This window comes from Acidilutibacter cellobiosedens, from assembly GCF_004103715.1.
GTDB lineage: Bacteria > Bacillota > Clostridia > Tissierellales > Acidilutibacteraceae > Acidilutibacter > Acidilutibacter cellobiosedens.
The window spans coordinates 1,770,356-1,786,681 of record NZ_CP035282.1 but is presented as its reverse complement, the minus strand read 5'-3'; the positions used below and the strand labels follow the sequence as shown (position 1 = coordinate 1,786,681).

The 16,326-nt window shown below is 33.5% G+C and carries 16 protein-coding genes; all 16 read right to left on the bottom strand.

What is annotated here, in order from left to right; translation table 11 throughout:
* Positions 1-114 precede the first annotated feature (114 nt).
* Positions 115-1,317: an FprA family A-type flavoprotein gene (locus EQM13_RS08595; RefSeq protein ID WP_128752453.1), complete on the bottom strand. Its 1,203-nt coding sequence runs from the start codon at positions 1,315-1,317 to the stop codon at positions 115-117.
* Positions 1,318-1,368: 51 nt separating this feature from the next.
* Positions 1,369-3,273 carry an acyl-CoA dehydrogenase family protein gene (locus EQM13_RS08590; RefSeq protein WP_128752452.1) on the bottom strand — a complete coding sequence of 635 codons (1,905 nt, stop codon included), beginning with the start codon at positions 3,271-3,273 and terminating at the stop codon, positions 1,369-1,371.
* A gap of 179 nt (positions 3,274-3,452) precedes the next feature.
* A complete protein-coding gene (locus tag EQM13_RS08585; RefSeq protein WP_071138738.1) occupies positions 3,453-3,863 on the bottom strand; it encodes an RrF2 family transcriptional regulator in 411 nt (136 codons plus the stop codon).
* Positions 3,864-4,074: 211 nt separating this feature from the next.
* Positions 4,075-4,506, bottom strand: coding sequence for a DUF6115 domain-containing protein (locus EQM13_RS08580; RefSeq protein WP_071138739.1), 432 nt, complete (start codon positions 4,504-4,506; stop codon positions 4,075-4,077).
* 13 nt (positions 4,507-4,519) lie between these two features.
* Entirely contained in the window at positions 4,520-4,831 is a 312-nt protein-coding gene (locus tag EQM13_RS08575) for a hypothetical protein (protein ID WP_128752451.1), read from the bottom strand.
* A gap of 11 nt (positions 4,832-4,842) precedes the next feature.
* Positions 4,843-6,213: a DUF342 domain-containing protein gene (locus tag EQM13_RS08570; protein ID WP_114217788.1), complete on the bottom strand. Its 1,371-nt coding sequence runs from the start codon at positions 6,211-6,213 to the stop codon at positions 4,843-4,845.
* Between the two features lie 5 nt (positions 6,214-6,218).
* A complete protein-coding gene (locus tag EQM13_RS08565) occupies positions 6,219-6,977 on the bottom strand; it encodes a sigma-70 family RNA polymerase sigma factor (protein WP_071138742.1) in 759 nt (252 codons plus the stop codon).
* A gap of 23 nt (positions 6,978-7,000) precedes the next feature.
* On the bottom strand, positions 7,001-7,486 hold the full coding sequence (locus EQM13_RS08560; protein ID WP_114217790.1) for a chemotaxis protein CheD: 486 nt from the start codon (positions 7,484-7,486) through the stop codon (positions 7,001-7,003).
* A gap of 1 nt (position 7,487) precedes the next feature.
* Positions 7,488-8,102 (bottom strand): chemotaxis protein CheC, encoded by a 615-nt coding sequence (locus EQM13_RS08555; protein WP_071138744.1) that lies wholly within the window; start codon positions 8,100-8,102, stop codon positions 7,488-7,490.
* Between the two features lie 15 nt (positions 8,103-8,117).
* Positions 8,118-8,543, bottom strand: coding sequence for a chemotaxis protein CheW (locus EQM13_RS08550; protein WP_114217791.1), 426 nt, complete (start codon positions 8,541-8,543; stop codon positions 8,118-8,120).
* A gap of 14 nt (positions 8,544-8,557) precedes the next feature.
* Positions 8,558-10,579 (bottom strand): chemotaxis protein CheA, encoded by a 2,022-nt coding sequence (locus EQM13_RS08545; protein ID WP_206172971.1) that lies wholly within the window; start codon positions 10,577-10,579, stop codon positions 8,558-8,560.
* Positions 10,580-11,632 carry a protein-glutamate methylesterase/protein-glutamine glutaminase gene (locus EQM13_RS08540; RefSeq protein ID WP_114217792.1) on the bottom strand — a complete coding sequence of 351 codons (1,053 nt, stop codon included), beginning with the start codon at positions 11,630-11,632 and terminating at the stop codon, positions 10,580-10,582.
* Entirely contained in the window at positions 11,632-12,297 is a 666-nt protein-coding gene (locus EQM13_RS08535; protein ID WP_071138747.1) for a flagellar brake protein, read from the bottom strand. The genes EQM13_RS08540 and EQM13_RS08535 overlap by 1 nt, the downstream gene beginning before the upstream one ends.
* Positions 12,298-12,302: 5 nt before the next feature.
* A complete protein-coding gene (locus tag EQM13_RS08530; protein WP_071138748.1) occupies positions 12,303-13,205 on the bottom strand; it encodes a MinD/ParA family protein in 903 nt (300 codons plus the stop codon).
* A 1-nt stretch (position 13,206) separates the two neighbouring features.
* Positions 13,207-14,292: a flagellar biosynthesis protein FlhF gene (gene flhF, locus EQM13_RS08525; RefSeq protein ID WP_128752450.1), complete on the bottom strand. Its 1,086-nt coding sequence runs from the start codon at positions 14,290-14,292 to the stop codon at positions 13,207-13,209.
* Complete coding sequence (gene flhA / locus EQM13_RS08520) at positions 14,292-16,319, bottom strand: flagellar biosynthesis protein FlhA (protein WP_128752449.1); 2,028 nt, start codon at positions 16,317-16,319, stop codon at positions 14,292-14,294. Before flhA ends, flhF begins: the two co-directional genes overlap by 1 nt.
* Positions 16,320-16,326: the final 7 nt, after the last annotated feature.

Below are 16,326 nucleotides of genomic sequence, written 5' to 3'. Positions count from 1 at the left end.
TATTAGTAGTAGTAAAAAGGTTTCATTAATATATTAATGAAACCTTTTTTGAAACCCATTTTAGGTCAAGTATAAATTAAGGTAAATATGGCTTTCCCACAGGTTATAAAAAAATTATTTCATGGACTTAATAATGCTATCAGCAAGAACTTCCATATCCGAAAGATTATCTTCGTTCATAGTTGAATTTAGAGTCAATTTTTCATCTAAAACAGTCATATCCCTAACTTCATTTTCCAGGAATTCTCTAATCAATGTTCCTGACTTACAAGCCCAAGAACCGTTCTCTATAATGGCAAAAGTACGTTTCTGCAAATTTAATGCCTTCATATCCATCAGATAACTGTGCATCATTGGATAAATTCCCAAATTATAAGTAACGGAAGCCAATACTACATGGCTGAGACGGAATGTTTCAGAAATCAAATAGGATACATGGGTATTAGAGACATCGTACATTACCAAATTAGTTAAACCCTTTTCTACCAACTTTGAGGCCAAGATGGTCGCCGCACTTTCGGTATTGCCATACATAGAAGCATATACGATCATAACTCCCTTTTCCTCCGGTTCATATCTGCTCCATTTGTCATATTTATCCAAAAAATATCCTAAATTACTGTGCCATACGGGACCGTGAAGAGGGCATATAATTTTAATATCAATTCCTGAAGCCTTTTTGAGCAGTGCCTGAACGTGAGGACCATATTTTCCTACGATATTTGTAAAATATCTTCTGGCATCATCTATCCAATCACGTTCGAAATTCACCTCATCATTAAAAAGTTTTCCGTCTAAAGCACCAAAGGAACCAAAAGCATCTGCAGAAAAAAGAACTCCGTTAGTCGTATCAAAAGTAACCATGGCTTCAGGCCAATGAACCATCGGCGCAGATACAAAAGTCACCACATGTTTCCCGAAAGATTTCGTATCCCCTTCTTTAACCTCTTCAATGCGTTCATCAATATGGAAACCAAACTGTCGCATCATCATAAAAGCTTTTTCATTACTTATAATTTTGATTTTAGGATAACGCAATAAAATCTCTTCAATACATGCAGCATGGTCAGGCTCCAAATGATTAATCACTAAATAATCCAATTGTCTGCCTTTCAAAACCGCTTCAATATTTTCTAAAAATTGACGGCAAACCGACCAGTCTACCGTATCAAAAAGAACTGTCCGTTTATCCAAAAGCACATATGAATTATAAGAAACACCTCGTGGAATAGGATGAATATTTTCAAATAATGCAAGACGATGATCATTAGCTCCTACCCAATAAAGATCATCAATTACTTTTCTAACACAATGCATACCAAATCCTCCTTTACATTAAATAAATATTTATTATTTTTAGCAATTTTATTATACTTCTATAAAATTTTTCTTTTCTTCGCCGCACTCAGGACAAATCCATTCTTCGGGAAGGGAGTCAAAAATAGTCTCCGGCTGAATATCATTATCCGGATCTCCGACAGCAGGATCGTATTCGTATCCACATCCGTTGCAGACATATCTCTTCCAAGACGGAGCGACCTTTTTCGGAACAGCCTTCTTCATTTTTTTCATGGGAGGTGCTAACCTTTTAGGTTCGCCATTATCAAGGGCGGCAGTAAGTAGCGGAACAACTTCCATCATATCTCCTACAATCCCATAATCGCAGTTTTTAAAAATAGGAGCATTTGGATCATTGTTAATAGCAACAATGGTAGTGGCATCTTTAATTCCTTTCAAATGCTGACCTGCTCCGGAAATACCACAGGCTATATATAAATTGCCGTTAAATTTTTGTCCCGACATTCCAACATAACGGTTTAGGGGAACATATTTCAGGGTTTCGGCTACAGGACGGGAAGAACCCAGAGCTGCGCCTGCTTGAACAGCAAGATCTTTCACTATGAACATATTTTTTTTATTGCCAATTCCCCTGCCTACACTTACAACTCTCTCAGCTTTGGAAATAGGAGTATCAATGTCTATCCCTACGGTAAAATCATATCCATCCGCTTTCAACGCATCTACCAAAGCAGCTACTTGTTCTTTGGCAGTACCATCTTTAAAAATCATCTTTTTGCGTGTTCCGGTTAAGGACCCTCGTTTTCCCCGTGTGGTGGCTTCATTTTTTGGCATTTTCCCGATAATGTGAGACGCAATAACTATCCGTTGAATTTCGTTGGTGCCTTCATAAATTGTACAAATTTTTGCATCACGATAAGCCCGCTCTACCTCCATGCCTTTCAAATACCCATTACCTCCAAAAATTTGAAGGGCATCATTTACAATTTCCAAACAATTGTCAGAAACATATTGCTTTGCCATGGCAGATTCCATACTATAAGACTCATGATTTTCCTTAAGGTCGGCAGCACTATATACCATAAGTCGGGATGCTCGAAGCTTTGTAGCCATATCAGCCAGTTTAAATGAAATAATCTGCTGATAACAAATAGGCATTCCAAACTGAATTCTTTCTTTGGAATACTCTAAAGCACTTTCATAAGCTCCTTGAGCAATACCTAAAGCCTGGGAGGCAATACCGATACGACCGCCATCTAAAGTAGACATTGCGATCTTAAATCCGTCTCCTTCCTTTCCTAATAAATTTTCCTTTGGAACTTTCACATTATTAAAAATCAATTCAGCAGTAGAAGACGAACGGATACCCATCTTGTCATAGTGATCTCCAAAAGTAAAACCTTCCCATCCTTTTTCCACAATAAATGCACTAATACCGTGAGTTCCTATATCCGGTATAGTAACAGCAAAAATAATATAGATATCAGCTTTATCTGCATTTGTTATAAAAATCTTTCCGCCGTTCAGTATATAATAATCACCGTCAAGAACAGCCGTGGTTTCCATTCCCCCCGGATCACTGCCGGCATTTGGTTCTGTAAGACCAAATGCCCCCAATTTTTCGCCTTTTGCCAAAGGAATCAGATATTTTTGTTTTTGTTCTTCTGTACCATAAGCAAATATGGGCCACGATCCTAAAGAAACATGAGCAGAAAGAATAACTCCGGTGCCCCCATCTATTCGAGAAATCTCCTCAACGGCAATAGCGTAACTGATCATATCCAAGTCTAAACCGCCATACTCCTTAGGATATGGAACTCCCATCAAACCCATCTCTCCCATTTTTCTAACAATCTCTGTAGGAAACTCATTCTCCTTATCAAGAAGAAACGTTTGAGGTTTCAATTCAGTTTCCGCAAATTCTCGAATTTTTGTACGTAAAGATTCATGATCTTCCCTTGTCTTAAAAAACATACCATTCCCTCCTTTTATTTAAATTATATTTTATTTGTATAAAACTTATTATAAAGCATACCAAATACCTAATTTTATGGTAGCAAACCAGCATTTTAAACGGGTTTCATATACTTGATAAAAATTGTCCACTTTATATGTAAAATATATTTAATGTTCAAATCCATTTAAATAAAAAGTTAAACTTGTTCAAATAATATTTGATAAATACTATGGATACGCAATTCTCTATCAAATACCTCCTGGATTTTCAATAAATGACAATGTACATTACACTTAGAGTTGTATTTCTTTCTCCATGCACACTGAAAATTAGGTTGCATACAAGCGCTTATAAACTTATTTCCCTCAACGATTTCAGTCAAATCATATAAACTGAGCTTTTTAAGGTCTCCGGTTAATCTACAGCCCCCGTCAACACCTCGGGTAATCTGTATAATTCCTGCCTTCTCCAACTTCTTTAAAATCTTATATACAAACTGCTGAGGAAGCAATTCACGTTTACATATCTCACCTGAAGTAACCCGTTTCCCGTTTGCCAATACGCGCAAAATTCTCAACGCGTAATCTGTTTCCCGTGTAATCAGCAACTAGTTCCCTCCATTCAATAAAATTTTATCTATCATAATTAATATATCATTCTGGATATATTTTGTCAAGTTTACTTTTATATCCCCACTCCAAAGATAATGCATATACGAAAAAGGGAGCCTCACATTTTTCTTCAAGACTCCCACAATAGGCATAAATACTAACTTTATCAGTCATAATTTATTATATTAAACAATTTAATAGTAAAAATTACTTTTTCAATTGGCTATTCATTTTTATAATGATTTCCACTTCTCTTATTCCTCTGTTAAGTTTTTGTGCAATCTCTTTATTATCCATTCCGATATTTTTAAGTTCAAACACCTTTTTTGATAAATCATCTTCATCTTTATGATTTATTATGAAAAAATCATCTTCCTGTGTAAGTGAGGCATTTCTTTCTTCCTTTTTGGCAACAGGATAATCGGAAATATATTTGTCTGCCTTATCAACTGAAAAATCAATTATTTTTTCTAAATCATCTATGGCTACCTCCATATGATCTTTATATTTTTCGATGTCTTTATACATATCGGTAATTTCATCAAAGAACCCTTTTTCTTTATTGGAAAAAGAATTTAAAAATATAAAAGAAATAACAATACAAAAAATTCCCAAAATCATCAATACATTATACAACACTATTTTACACCTCTTAAATCCTAATATCTATCTTACTTCCTTCTTTAACTTCTTCATTCTTTCTGTCTTTTACGATTTTATTTTCTTCTTCTTTTCTCTTTTTATTTTCGTTAGTATTTTGTCTTTTACTATTTGGATCGATCCTTACCCTCTCATTTTTTTCCGGATCATTGACTCTTGTCTCATTCCTTTTAATTGTCTTTTCCTTTTGAACAAAGTTATTTTCCATCTGAACTTTAGTTCTTTCAATTTCCGATTGTTTTACTTTTGATAATTCCTGAGTTTGATGTACCAGAGGAATATAATCTACAGGCCTGACTGGCATATTATCCCCTCCTAATAAGGACCTACCCTTATTTCTCCTTCACTATTATATAATGTACAGTGCCTCAATTCATCTCTAATAAGTAAAACGGCATTTCCTATTATAACCTTTACCCCTGGATGTATTATATCTTCGACTTTAATTTTTCCTACCGACATCTCATCAATATAAGTCTTACTTTCATTATATTGCCTGTTAAGCTCTATCATCTTTTCATATAAATTTTTTTGTGTATAAACAAGTTTATCATACATTTCTTTCTTTTCATTACTTAATTTACCTCTTTTTTCCAAGGCATCAATAGTTTTATCAATCTTATCTAAGTTATTTCTAATGTCATCAAGAGTTTTCTTTACATTTTCATTTTTTAATCTAATCTGAGGATCTGTTCCTACCTCCAGTATGGTTGAAATAGCCATGGATGATCCAATAATTTTTGCATTTATTTCCCTGTTGGCTCTATACGTCCCGCCTACAATCAACCCTTTTTTCCCGATTACATTTATATTCCCCTTACTTATTACGTCGCTATGCATTATCGTCTCTGCAGTTATATCTCCTGCACAATTGATAATGCTATTTTGAATAAATCTTGTGGTTAAATTACCCTGAGCTTTAATTTCTCCTTTGCCGTATCCTTGAACTCCCGTATTCACAAATATATTTCCTTGGCTCTCTATATAAGCTCCCTCTGCAATACCCATTATTTTTATATCTCCTTCTGCCTTAAGGGTAAAACCGTTCATTACATTTTCTTTTACTGTAACGTTACCATTAAAATTAATATTTCCGGTGGAATTGTCCACAGAAGAAAGATTTAAGTTCTCGAATACGGATATTTTATTGCCCATATATTTGACCTGCCCTGCTTTTAAAGCAACTGCATATAAACCGTCATCACTGATACCTACATTTTTGCCTCTTTTGAAAAACGCTTTTTTACCTTGTTTACACGGAATTATCTCTCCCGTTACTCTCATCCCGTTCTTACCGTCTTCCGGCGGAATAAGTTCTGAAAGAATATCACCCTTTTTAACATTTGTAACCATATCTAAGTTCTTGTAATCAACCGTTCCGTCCTCCAATACCTTTGGTACCATGCTTTTTTCTGAATCAAAATAATTTTTTATATATCCATCCTTGCCATTAATAGGTTCCATCCATGAAGCTATCAAAAATTTTTCGTCATATAGTCTGTTTTTTAATATATTCCTGATCATTTTTTCGTCTATTGGAACTTTAATAACCTCTTTTATTTTTTCCAATATAAAATCATAATCTTTTTCTCTAAAACCTTCAAAATCTTTATCGGTTTTTAAAGTTAGATATCCCTCTTTTTTGTCCCGGGATAACTCTATGGAAATATTTTTTTCAGTACCCATATTAATCACCTCAAATCATTTGAATTTATTCCACTCTTAATTAAACAGTTTTTTATTTTTATTAACACCCTGCTATGTATTTGAGATATTCTTGATTCAGATAACTTCAAAATATGACCTATTTCTTTATAAGTCAATTCTTCATAATAATACAAAGAAATTATAAGTTTTTCTTTCTCAGGAAGAGCATCTATGGTATCAACCAGTATTTTTTTTATTTCGTCCTTTTCATAAACCCTCTCAGGAGTATCCTTATCATCTTCTTTTACCTCAAAAAAGTATTCTCCGTTTTCATTTAAAAAGTCCTCCAAAGATACAACATTAAATGTAGTTATATCTGACAGCATATTTTCCACTTCTTTTAGTGAAATATGCAAATACTCGGATATCTGTTCGTTAGAAGGATTATATCCCAGTTTGTTCTCCAATTCAAAAATGGCTTTTTGTACATCTTTTGACTTTTTCCTCAAAGATCTTGGAATCCAGTCAAGTTTTCTTATATTATCAATAATTGCACCTTTTATTCGTATCTGAGCATAGGTTTCGAATTTTATATTTTTATGCAGATCAAACCTCTCAATACTGTCTATAAGTCCCAGCACTCCAAACCCTACCAGATCATCATATTCAATTTTACTTCCATAAAAGTTGAACATTCTTCCCGCTACAACTTTAACTAAGGGAACATATTTTTCTATCAATTCCTTTTTTGATTCCATATCATTTGTTTCTTTATATTTATACCATAATTCTTTTGTTGTCATAAGGCTACCTCCACAGGAATAAACTAAATAGTTTTAACTCCATGACCAATTGTTTTTATGAAAAGAGTTCCATCTTCCGAATTAAATTCTATCGTTCTTCCAAAATTACCTCCTGTATCCTCAGCAACAATGGGTATCATCAATTGACTCAATTTTTCTTTCGCAGATTTAACATTTCTTTCCCCGATCTTCAAGATATCATTGTTAGAATTAAATGTGAACATCTGAGACCCTCCGGCAATTTTTGCAATGCAATCTCTTTTATTAGCACCCAATTTAATCATTTCTTCAATTAAAACTTCTATTCCGGTATCCGCAAATTTTGCTTTATTTCCGTTATTTTTTATTTCGTTACTGGAAGGAAGCATAATATGTACCAATCCTGCAATCTTTCTTCTTTTATCAAATATTGCTATTCCCACACAAGATCCGAGGCCTAAGGTCGTCAATATCCCCGGTGCTTTTAAAACATTTAAATCAGACATTCCAACTTTTATTACTACACCCATTTTACAAAACTCCTAAGCCGTTTAATATTTTAGTAAAAGATTGAATTTCCGGAATTAAAAAAAGATTTCCTATAACTTCCCTCTTTCCTTCCTCAAATTTAGTTTCTACAAACAACACATGATCTCCTATATGGCCAAACTGAATTGCAGGTACGCTAAGTATCGCTCCTGCCATATCTATAGATAAAGACGGAACCGAAATTTTAATCTTTAATCCTGTTAATTCACTTAAAGAATTTACATAGGAAGAGGATATTATATTACCTATTTCCGATAATGCCGATATGTCCATTTCAGTCAAATCATCTGAATCCGTATCATGACTATAGAGCATTTCAGTTAAATTCTTAGCAGAATTTAAGTCCAGGACAAACATTATATTGCCTACTACATCTCCCTTCATTTCAAAATATATACCTACTACCGGATTTTCCTCTCCGCCCAGCAGGTTAGAAACATCTTTGAATTCCAATAGCCGGGTTTGAGGTACATCCATGTTAACCCTTTTAGATATCATATTGGCAAGAGCAGTAGCCGCATTTCCGGAACCAATATTTCCGATTTCCTTTAAAACATCAAGAATATTGCTATTAATGTCATCTATATTTATAGACATATCTTAACACCCCATTTAAGCTTCAATTAATTTTTCCAAATCAATAATTATAATCAATCTTCCATCAACTTTTCCTATACCTTTTAAATAATTATTGGATTCCTCCTCCGATGCTAAAGGTTTATCTATAAGACTTCTTTGTATTTCTAAAACTTCCGAAGATGAATCTACAACAATTCCCAAATTTATTTCACTTTCAGAAACAATTATTATTCTTGTATTTTCATCAGTAGATTTTAATTTCAATCCTAATTTTTCTCTTAAATCAATAACAGGTATAACTTCTCCTCTTAAATTTATTACTCCTCTTACATAAGAAGGCGCATTCGGAACTCTTGTAAATTCTTGCATCTTTTCAACCGATATTACATTTTCGATATCTAATCCGTAATACTCATCTATCAATTTAAATATCACATATTTATTCAGATCAGAAGCCATCTCATCTTCCCTCCCTAAAATAATGAATTTACGTCTAATATTAAAGAAATTTTCCCATTACCTAATATGGTTGCACCTGCGAGATATTTAACATTTGATAAATACTTTCCTAAAGGCTTTATTACAATTTCTTGCTGTCCTAAGAGACTGTCCACTACTAATCCAGCCTGCTTGTCCCCTTTCTTTACAATAATGGAAACGAGCTCGTTTCTTTCTTCATCTATTTCAGTATGGATTATTTTATTCAGCCTTATTACGGGAATGGTTCTTCCTCTATATAGTATTATTTCCTGTCCTTGTATATTTCTTATCTGTTCTTTATTTATATTAATAATTTCCGATATTGAACTTAAAGGTATTGCAAACATTTCTTCTTTTACCTTTACCAGCAACGCTTGAATTATTGCCAGAGTTAAAGGTATTCTGATTATAAATTTAGTTCCTTTTCCTTCTTTTGTCTCCACTTCTATAGATCCACCTATGGATTCTATTTTGCTCTTAACTACATCTAATCCTACCCCTCTTCCCGATACATCCGAGATTACATCTGAAGTACTGAATCCAGGCTTAAACAAAAGCTCAATTGCTTCTTCCTTACTCATCGTATCGGCATTTTTCCCATTTATCAAATCTTTTTCCACAGCTTTTTTCTTTATTTTTTCAAAATTAATTCCACTGCCGTCATCTTCTACTTCTACCACTACATTATTACCGTCAGGATAAGCTTTTAATATAACCGTGCCTGTTTCATCCTTCCCAAGCTTTTTCCTTTCTTCCGGATGTTCTATTCCATGATCTATTGAATTTCTGATTAAATGAATAAGAGGGTCCCCAATTTCATCAATAACCGTTCTATCAACTTCCGTTTCATCTCCGGACATCTGAAGGGAAACATTTTTTTTCAATTCCTTCGATAAGTCCCTGACCATTCTCGGAAATCTGTTAAACACTCGTTCAATAGGAACCATCCTCACTTTCATTACCGCATCGTGAAGGCTTGTAGTAATTCTTTCTAAGTATTCAATGGCTTCATTCATGCCTTCTTTATTAGAAGTTTCTCCTATTCCCTCCATTCTTGTCTTTATAATAATAAGCTCACTGACAAGATTCATAAGATTGTCCAATCTATCAATATCAACTCTTACAGTCTTTCCTACTTTGGCAGATTTGGAAACAGTGCCGCCATTTTTCTCTTTCTTTTCTTTTTGAGTCACAGACTCTCTTTCCGCGGTAATATCCTTAGACTTAACTTGTTCCGTTTTTACTTCCAATTCAGTCAGATCGGCAATCTGAATATTCTCAATTTCCGATATGCCGTTCAACTCTCCTTCTATTTTTTCTTTCTCCTCTTTAGTGACTATAACTATAGAAAATTCCAAATCAAATTTTTCGTCTTCAATATCTTCTGCCGATGGATTCGAATAAATAATTTCTCCCAAGTTTTCCAATGTATTAAATACAACAAACGCTCTTGCCGATTTAAGCATACATGTACTTTTCAAACGAACATCTATCTGAAAACTGTTTAAATTTTGGGAACTGGCTTTACATAAAACATTATTTACATATTCATTAAACTCAACTTTTTCCTTCTTTGGTTTTTCATAATCTTTATTATCCTTATTGTCTTCATTGCTTTCATTTTCTTCATTATTCATTGCCTTTTTCAATTTATTGATAAGAACACTATAATCGTCTTCCGGTTCCTTGCTTGTTTCGGATATTTGAGATATGCATGAATCCAAAACGTCTGCACATTCGAAGAGTACATCCATGGTATTCTCTGATACTTGAATTTCTCCACTTCTTATTCCCTGAAGAACATCTTCCATCTGATGAGTCAAATTTGCCATACTGTTAAATCCCATTGTTCCGGCCATTCCCTTTAAGGTATGAGCTATTCTAAACAACTCATTTAATATGTCCTGGTTGTGAACATCCTTTTCAAGATCTAAAAGTATTTCATTCATATTTTGTATATGTTCTTTTGATTCTTCCACAAATGCATTTAAGTATTGACTAATGTCCAAATCCATTTATAACACCCCCACTTGATTTATAATCTCATCGGCGATTGACTCTAAAGGCAATATTTTATCAACAATTCCTATATTAATAGCTGCCCTTGGCATTCCGAAAACCACCGATGACTTTTCATCTTGTGCAATGATAAAACCTTTTTTTTCTTTTACCTTTTTTAACCCTAATGTTCCGTCAGATCCCATTCCGGTTAATATAATGCCTACTTTTTTCTTATGCTCTATATTAGCAACTGATTCCATCATGGGATCTACTGCCGGTCTTAATCCCAAAATAGGAGGACTCTGATTTAATTTAATAAATAAATCGTCTCCTCTTTTACCTACTAATAGATGATAATCTCCCGGTGCTATATAGCAATATCCTCTTTTAAGTTTTTCCCCTTCTTCTCCTTCTTTTACCAATACCTGAGACAAAGAATTAAGCCTGTCCGCAAGAGATTTCGTAAAATTAGGAGGCATATGCTGGACTATCACTATAGTAGCATTAATATTATAAGGAATCTTTGGTATTATTTCTTGTAGAGCTCTCGGTCCTCCGGTTGAGGTACCAATAGCAACTATATTATTGTAGCTACTTCCGCTAAGAATATCAAAATCAAACTTCTTTTTAACAGGTTCTGAAATATCAATTTTTTTATATAATCTTCTTCTATTGGATCTGCTGGCAATCTTTACCTTGTCTATTATTTTCTTTCTTTCTGCACTTCCTCCCAATCCAAATATATTCTTAGGTTTGGGAATAAAATCTACCGCTCCTTCCTCCAAAGCTCTTATAGTATATTCCGCACCTTCAGTAGTCAAAGAACTTATCATCAGTACAGGAATATTATATTTGGCAACAATATTTTTTAAAGTTTCAATGCCATCCATTACCGGCATTTCCATATCCAAAGTAACAACATCCGGTTTAAAAAGTACTATCTTCTCCAGCGCATCTTTTCCATTGCTTGCTACCGCTATAACTTGGATCTCTTCATCCTCGTTTAATATATCAGAAAGAATTTTCCTTATTAGTGCAGAATCATCGACTATTAATACTTTAATCATTATATCAACCCTTTTTCTCTCATTCTTATTTCCCTTTCAAATATATATTTTATTATTGTCTCCCTATCTTTCGAAGCGATATCGCAAAAGTTTACTCCAATTTCATATTTATAATAAAATACATCTACAGGCTTTATTCTCACTACTTTTCCCATAACATTAATTGTTCTGTCATTTATATCAAAACTCATTCCTACGATATCTCCTATGCTGTGTTTAAAAGATGTTTTTAAGGCTATGCCGTTTCCGCTTATATCCTTTGACTCACAATTTTCTTCAATGATTTCTTCTTTTTCGCTTTTTCCTACAACAAACTTTTTTATTACCTTTATATTTATAGGAAATCTGTAATAATTCCTTTCTTGAGTCCTGTAAACTTTGCTTACTTGTTGAATTTTAACTATATATATCTTATTGAACTTTCTTTCTAATACTCTTCCTTCGAAACAAAATCTTCCTTTATTTTTTACTGCACAAGAAATTTTAATTATTTCATTTTTATGAACCATTATGAAAGAAGTTTTATATATAGGCCCACTGATGACATAAACATTTTTATCGATAATATCCAAAATTTGACTCGGATAAAATTTTCTTCCTCTCTTCTCTTCTCTGCTAATTTCAATTCTTTGACCTATACGAAAAAGCTTTTTTTTATCGTCCATAATCTTCAATCACCCTTTTTTAAAAGAAAGTATTTCAATTTTTCCACAAAACTTTTAGGTCGATAATCTGGTAAAACATTTATCCCTTTCGCAGTATTTAATGCTATAATATTTATTTTCTTTGATATCTGATTATAAGGATCTGATATTACAAAGGGAACTTGTTTTCTCACAGCGTTGGAAACAATATTATTCCGATCCAAGAAACCCAAGAAATTTAATTGGATATTCAGAAATCTATCGGTTGCCCTGTTAAGCTTATTAAACACTTCATAGGCATTAGTTCTGCTATCAACCATATTAATCACTACATTTAGTTGCCTTCCATACCCTTTGAGTACCAAGGTTTTTATTAAAGTATAACTATCAGTAATAGATGTAGGATCAGGTGTTGTGATAACTATAACTTCGTCGGAAGACATTATAAAGTCCGTTACCGAATTATGTATTCCCGCTCCCGTATCAATTAATATAAAATCCGAAAATCTCTCTAATTTCCCTAATTCATCAATTATCTTATTTATTGATTTATCGTCGATTAAGGTTAATTCATTTATTCCTGTACCTCCGGACAGTATCTTTATTCCCTCCGGTCCTTCATGAATTACTTCAAATATATCAAGCCCGTCTTTCAATAAATTCGAAATGGTATATTTGGTTATAGTTCCTGATACAATATCTATATTGGCTAATCCGATATCCGCATCAAAGACTACTACTTCATATCCCAATCTTTTTAAAGAAATTGCCAAATTTATAGTAAAATTAGTTTTTCCTACTCCCCCTTTCCCACTTGTTATAGAAATAACTTTACTTTTTTTCTCTCTCTCCTTTGTAACAAAATCATCAATATTTATATTTCTATCTTTCTTTATTAAATTTCTTAATTTTTCAGCTTGATCCGGCATATTAATTCTCCTTAAACAATTGACCCGCTATTTTTTTTAAATCCGCTACTTCTATATTATCGGGAACATCTTGTCCATTTGTAATATATGAAAGAGGATTATCAAAATAATATTTTACATTTAATATATTCCCATAATTCTCCGTTTCATCTAACTTAGTAAAAATAATTTTACATTCACGAAACAAGCTATACTGTTTTAATATGGACAATAAAGTTTTTAAATCCGTTGAAACACTCAAAACAAGATATATTTCCTTATTGTCCACAGAATCAGTTAATTCTTTTGTTTCAAGTATTTGCTCCCTGTCCTTATGGGTTCTCCCTGCAGTATCAACTAATACAATATTCTTGTCCTTAAACTCTTCCAACGCTTTATTCAAATCTTGGGATTTATAAACGGTTTTCAAGGGAATATTAAGTATTTCACTATATACCTTTAATTGATCCACTGCAGCAATTCTGTATGTATCGGCAGTTATTAATCCAACACTATGTTTTCCTTCAAGTATAATTCTTGAAGCTATCTTAGCCAAAGTAGTAGTTTTTCCAACACCAGTAGGTCCAACAAAAAAAATTACTTTTTGCTTTTCTTCAATCTCTATCGGTTCTACATCTCCGAGGCGTTCATATAAATAATAATTCACTATTCCATCAAGAGTTTCTTCGTCCTTATCTTCTATATTAACATTTTCATTTATACTATTCAATATTGAGGTAGCAACCAACTTGTCAACTCCATTGGATACTAAAACATCTCTGTACTTTTCAAGTCTTTCGTTTATCTCATCGCTCTTGTTCATATTATTATACATTTTTTCTACAAGGTTTTGGAGCTTTACTATTTCGGCTTTTAGATTATCATTCTCATTATTATTTCTAATTGCTCTGTTATTTTGTCTTTTAAAACTATATTCTTCTTCATCTACTGCCGCCACTACTTCAACCATGCTTTTTTTAAATAATCCCAAAAAGCCACCTTTTTTAATAGTTTTGGTATTAAGTATTACTGCTTCAGGCCCCAATTCTTTTTTTAGCTTACCCATTACCTCTTGAGTATTTTCTCCTATATATCTTTTAATTTTCATTATATACTCACCATCCCTACAGATTGGACCTCAACAGAAGACTCTATCTCATTATAGGACAAGACAACCAAATCATTTGTCAACTGTTCTGTAAGCCTTTTGAAATACAATCTGACAATTGGTGCCGTTAATATTATAGGTTGTTCTCCGATGGAAGTAAGTTTTTTAACTACCTTCAATGTATTGTTTAAGATTGTTTGAGCTTTCCTGGGTTCTAACGAAAGATAAGAACCCGTATCGCTTTTATTTATGGAATTCATTATCAACTCTTCTACTTGACTGTCCAAGGTAACGACCTTCAAATGATTATTTTCCACATATCTGTTTGTTATATACCCTGAAAGTTTTTGCCTGACATACTCCGTTAATAAATCCGTATCCTTTGTAACCGTACCATAATCAGCTAAAGTTTCCAATATTGTAACCATATCCCTGATACTTATCTGTTCTCTTAAAAGATTTGAAAGGACCTTTTCTATCTCTCCAAGGGATAACACCTTCGGAACAACCTCTTCCACCACAGCGGGATATTCTTCCTTTACATTATCAATAAGGGATTTAACTTCCTGTCTTCCTATTAATTCATAAGCTCTCTGCTTAATAATTTCAGTTAAATGAGTAGCTATTACTGAAGGAGGATCTACTACTGTATATCCCAAAACTTCTGCCTTTTCTCTTTCTTTGTCGGTAATCCATTTAGCAGGAAGTCCGAAAGCAGGTTCTACCGTATCAATTCCTTCAATTTCACCTGTAGCTGCACCGGAATCCATAGCCATATAATGATCGAAATAAACTTCACCTTTGGAGACTTCCACTCCCTTGATCTTTATCACATATTCGTTTGGATTTAGTTGAATATTATCCCTCAATCTTACAATAGGAACCACCAGCCCCATTTCCATAGCAATCTGCCTTCTTATCATTACTATTCTGTCCAATAAATCTCCGCCTTGGCTTACGTCCGCCAGTGGTATTAAGCCATAACCAAATTCCAGCTCTATGCTGTCCACTTTTAATAAGGACATGACATTTTCAGGTCTTCTCAATTCCTCCGCTTCAGTCGGCCCCACGGAGACACTCTCTTCTTTCTCTTTTCCTTTTGTTGCTTTCTTCATTAAATAGGACAATAATAAGAAAATTAAAGCGATGACTATATAAAAATGGAGTGGAGTAAATATTCCCAAAAATGCTAACACACCACCTACTATAGAAAGAAGCTGAGGATTCTTCCCAAACATCTGCTCGACTAAATCTTTTCCTAAACTGCTTTCAGAAGCAGCTCTGGTAACTATGATACCTGTTGCCGTTGAAATCAAAAGGGCAGGTATCTGGCCAACCAATCCGTTTCCTACAGTAAGAAGAACATATTTTTGTAAAGCTTCGGAAAAGCTTAAACCCATACTCATCATTCCTATTAAAAAGCCTCCCAAAACATTTACAAAGGTTATTAGAATACTTGCTATAGCATCTCCTTTTACAAATTTACTTGCTCCATCCATAGATCCATAAAAGTCAGCATATTGCTGTACCTCTTTTCTTTTCTTCTTCGCTTCACTTTCAGTAATAAGTCCCGCATTTAAATCGGCATCTATTGCCATTTGCTTTCCGGGCATTGCATCAAGAGTGAATCTTGCAGCCACTTCGGCAACTCTTTCCGAACCTTTTGTAATTACTAAAAACTGCACAATAACAATTATAATGTATATTATGAATCCGACGACTATATTACCCTGTATAACAAAATTTCCAAAAACCTCTATTACGCTTCCAGCATTTCCTTCAGTTAAAATTCCTCTTGTTGTAGATATATTTAAAGACATTCTGTACAAAGTAGTTATTAAAAGAAGGGAAGGAAATACGGATATATCCAATATATCTTTCGTATACATAGAAAGCAGTAATATAAGCAAGCTTAACGCAAGATTCACAGTAAGCAAAATATCCAATAAAACCTTAGGAATAGGTATTATAATTATTACTACCATAGCAATGACTGCCACCGCTACAACTATATCTCCAAACTTCATATTAATC

Coding starts and splice junctions, on each gene's coding strand:
- EQM13_RS08595 (WP_128752453.1), bottom strand. CDS start 1,317: ATGCATTGTGTTAGAAAAGTAATTGATGATCTTTATTGGGTAGGAGCT.
- EQM13_RS08590 (WP_128752452.1), bottom strand. CDS start 3,273: ATGTTTTTTAAGACAAGGGAAGATCATGAATCTTTACGTACAAAAATT.
- EQM13_RS08575 (WP_128752451.1), bottom strand. CDS start 4,831: ATGCCAGTCAGGCCTGTAGATTATATTCCTCTGGTACATCAAACTCAG.
- EQM13_RS08570 (WP_114217788.1), bottom strand. CDS start 6,213: ATGGGTACTGAAAAAAATATTTCCATAGAGTTATCCCGGGACAAAAAA.
- EQM13_RS08565 (WP_071138742.1), bottom strand. CDS start 6,977: ATGACAACAAAAGAATTATGGTATAAATATAAAGAAACAAATGATATG.
- EQM13_RS08560 (WP_114217790.1), bottom strand. CDS start 7,486: ATGGGTGTAGTAATAAAAGTTGGAATGTCTGATTTAAATGTTTTAAAA.
- EQM13_RS08555 (WP_071138744.1), bottom strand. CDS start 8,102: ATGTCTATAAATATAGATGACATTAATAGCAATATTCTTGATGTTTTA.
- EQM13_RS08550 (WP_114217791.1), bottom strand. CDS start 8,543: ATGGCTTCTGATCTGAATAAATATGTGATATTTAAATTGATAGATGAG.
- EQM13_RS08545 (WP_206172971.1), bottom strand. CDS start 10,579: ATGGATTTGGACATTAGTCAATACTTAAATGCATTTGTGGAAGAATCA.
- EQM13_RS08540 (WP_114217792.1), bottom strand. CDS start 11,632: ATGATTAAAGTATTAATAGTCGATGATTCTGCACTAATAAGGAAAATT.
- EQM13_RS08535 (WP_071138747.1), bottom strand. CDS start 12,297: ATGGACGATAAAAAAAAGCTTTTTCGTATAGGTCAAAGAATTGAAATT.
- EQM13_RS08530 (WP_071138748.1), bottom strand. CDS start 13,205: ATGCCGGATCAAGCTGAAAAATTAAGAAATTTAATAAAGAAAGATAGA.
- flhF (WP_128752450.1), bottom strand. CDS start 14,292: ATGAAAATTAAAAGATATATAGGAGAAAATACTCAAGAGGTAATGGGT.
- flhA (WP_128752449.1), bottom strand. CDS start 16,319: ATGAAGTTTGGAGATATAGTTGTAGCGGTGGCAGTCATTGCTATGGTA.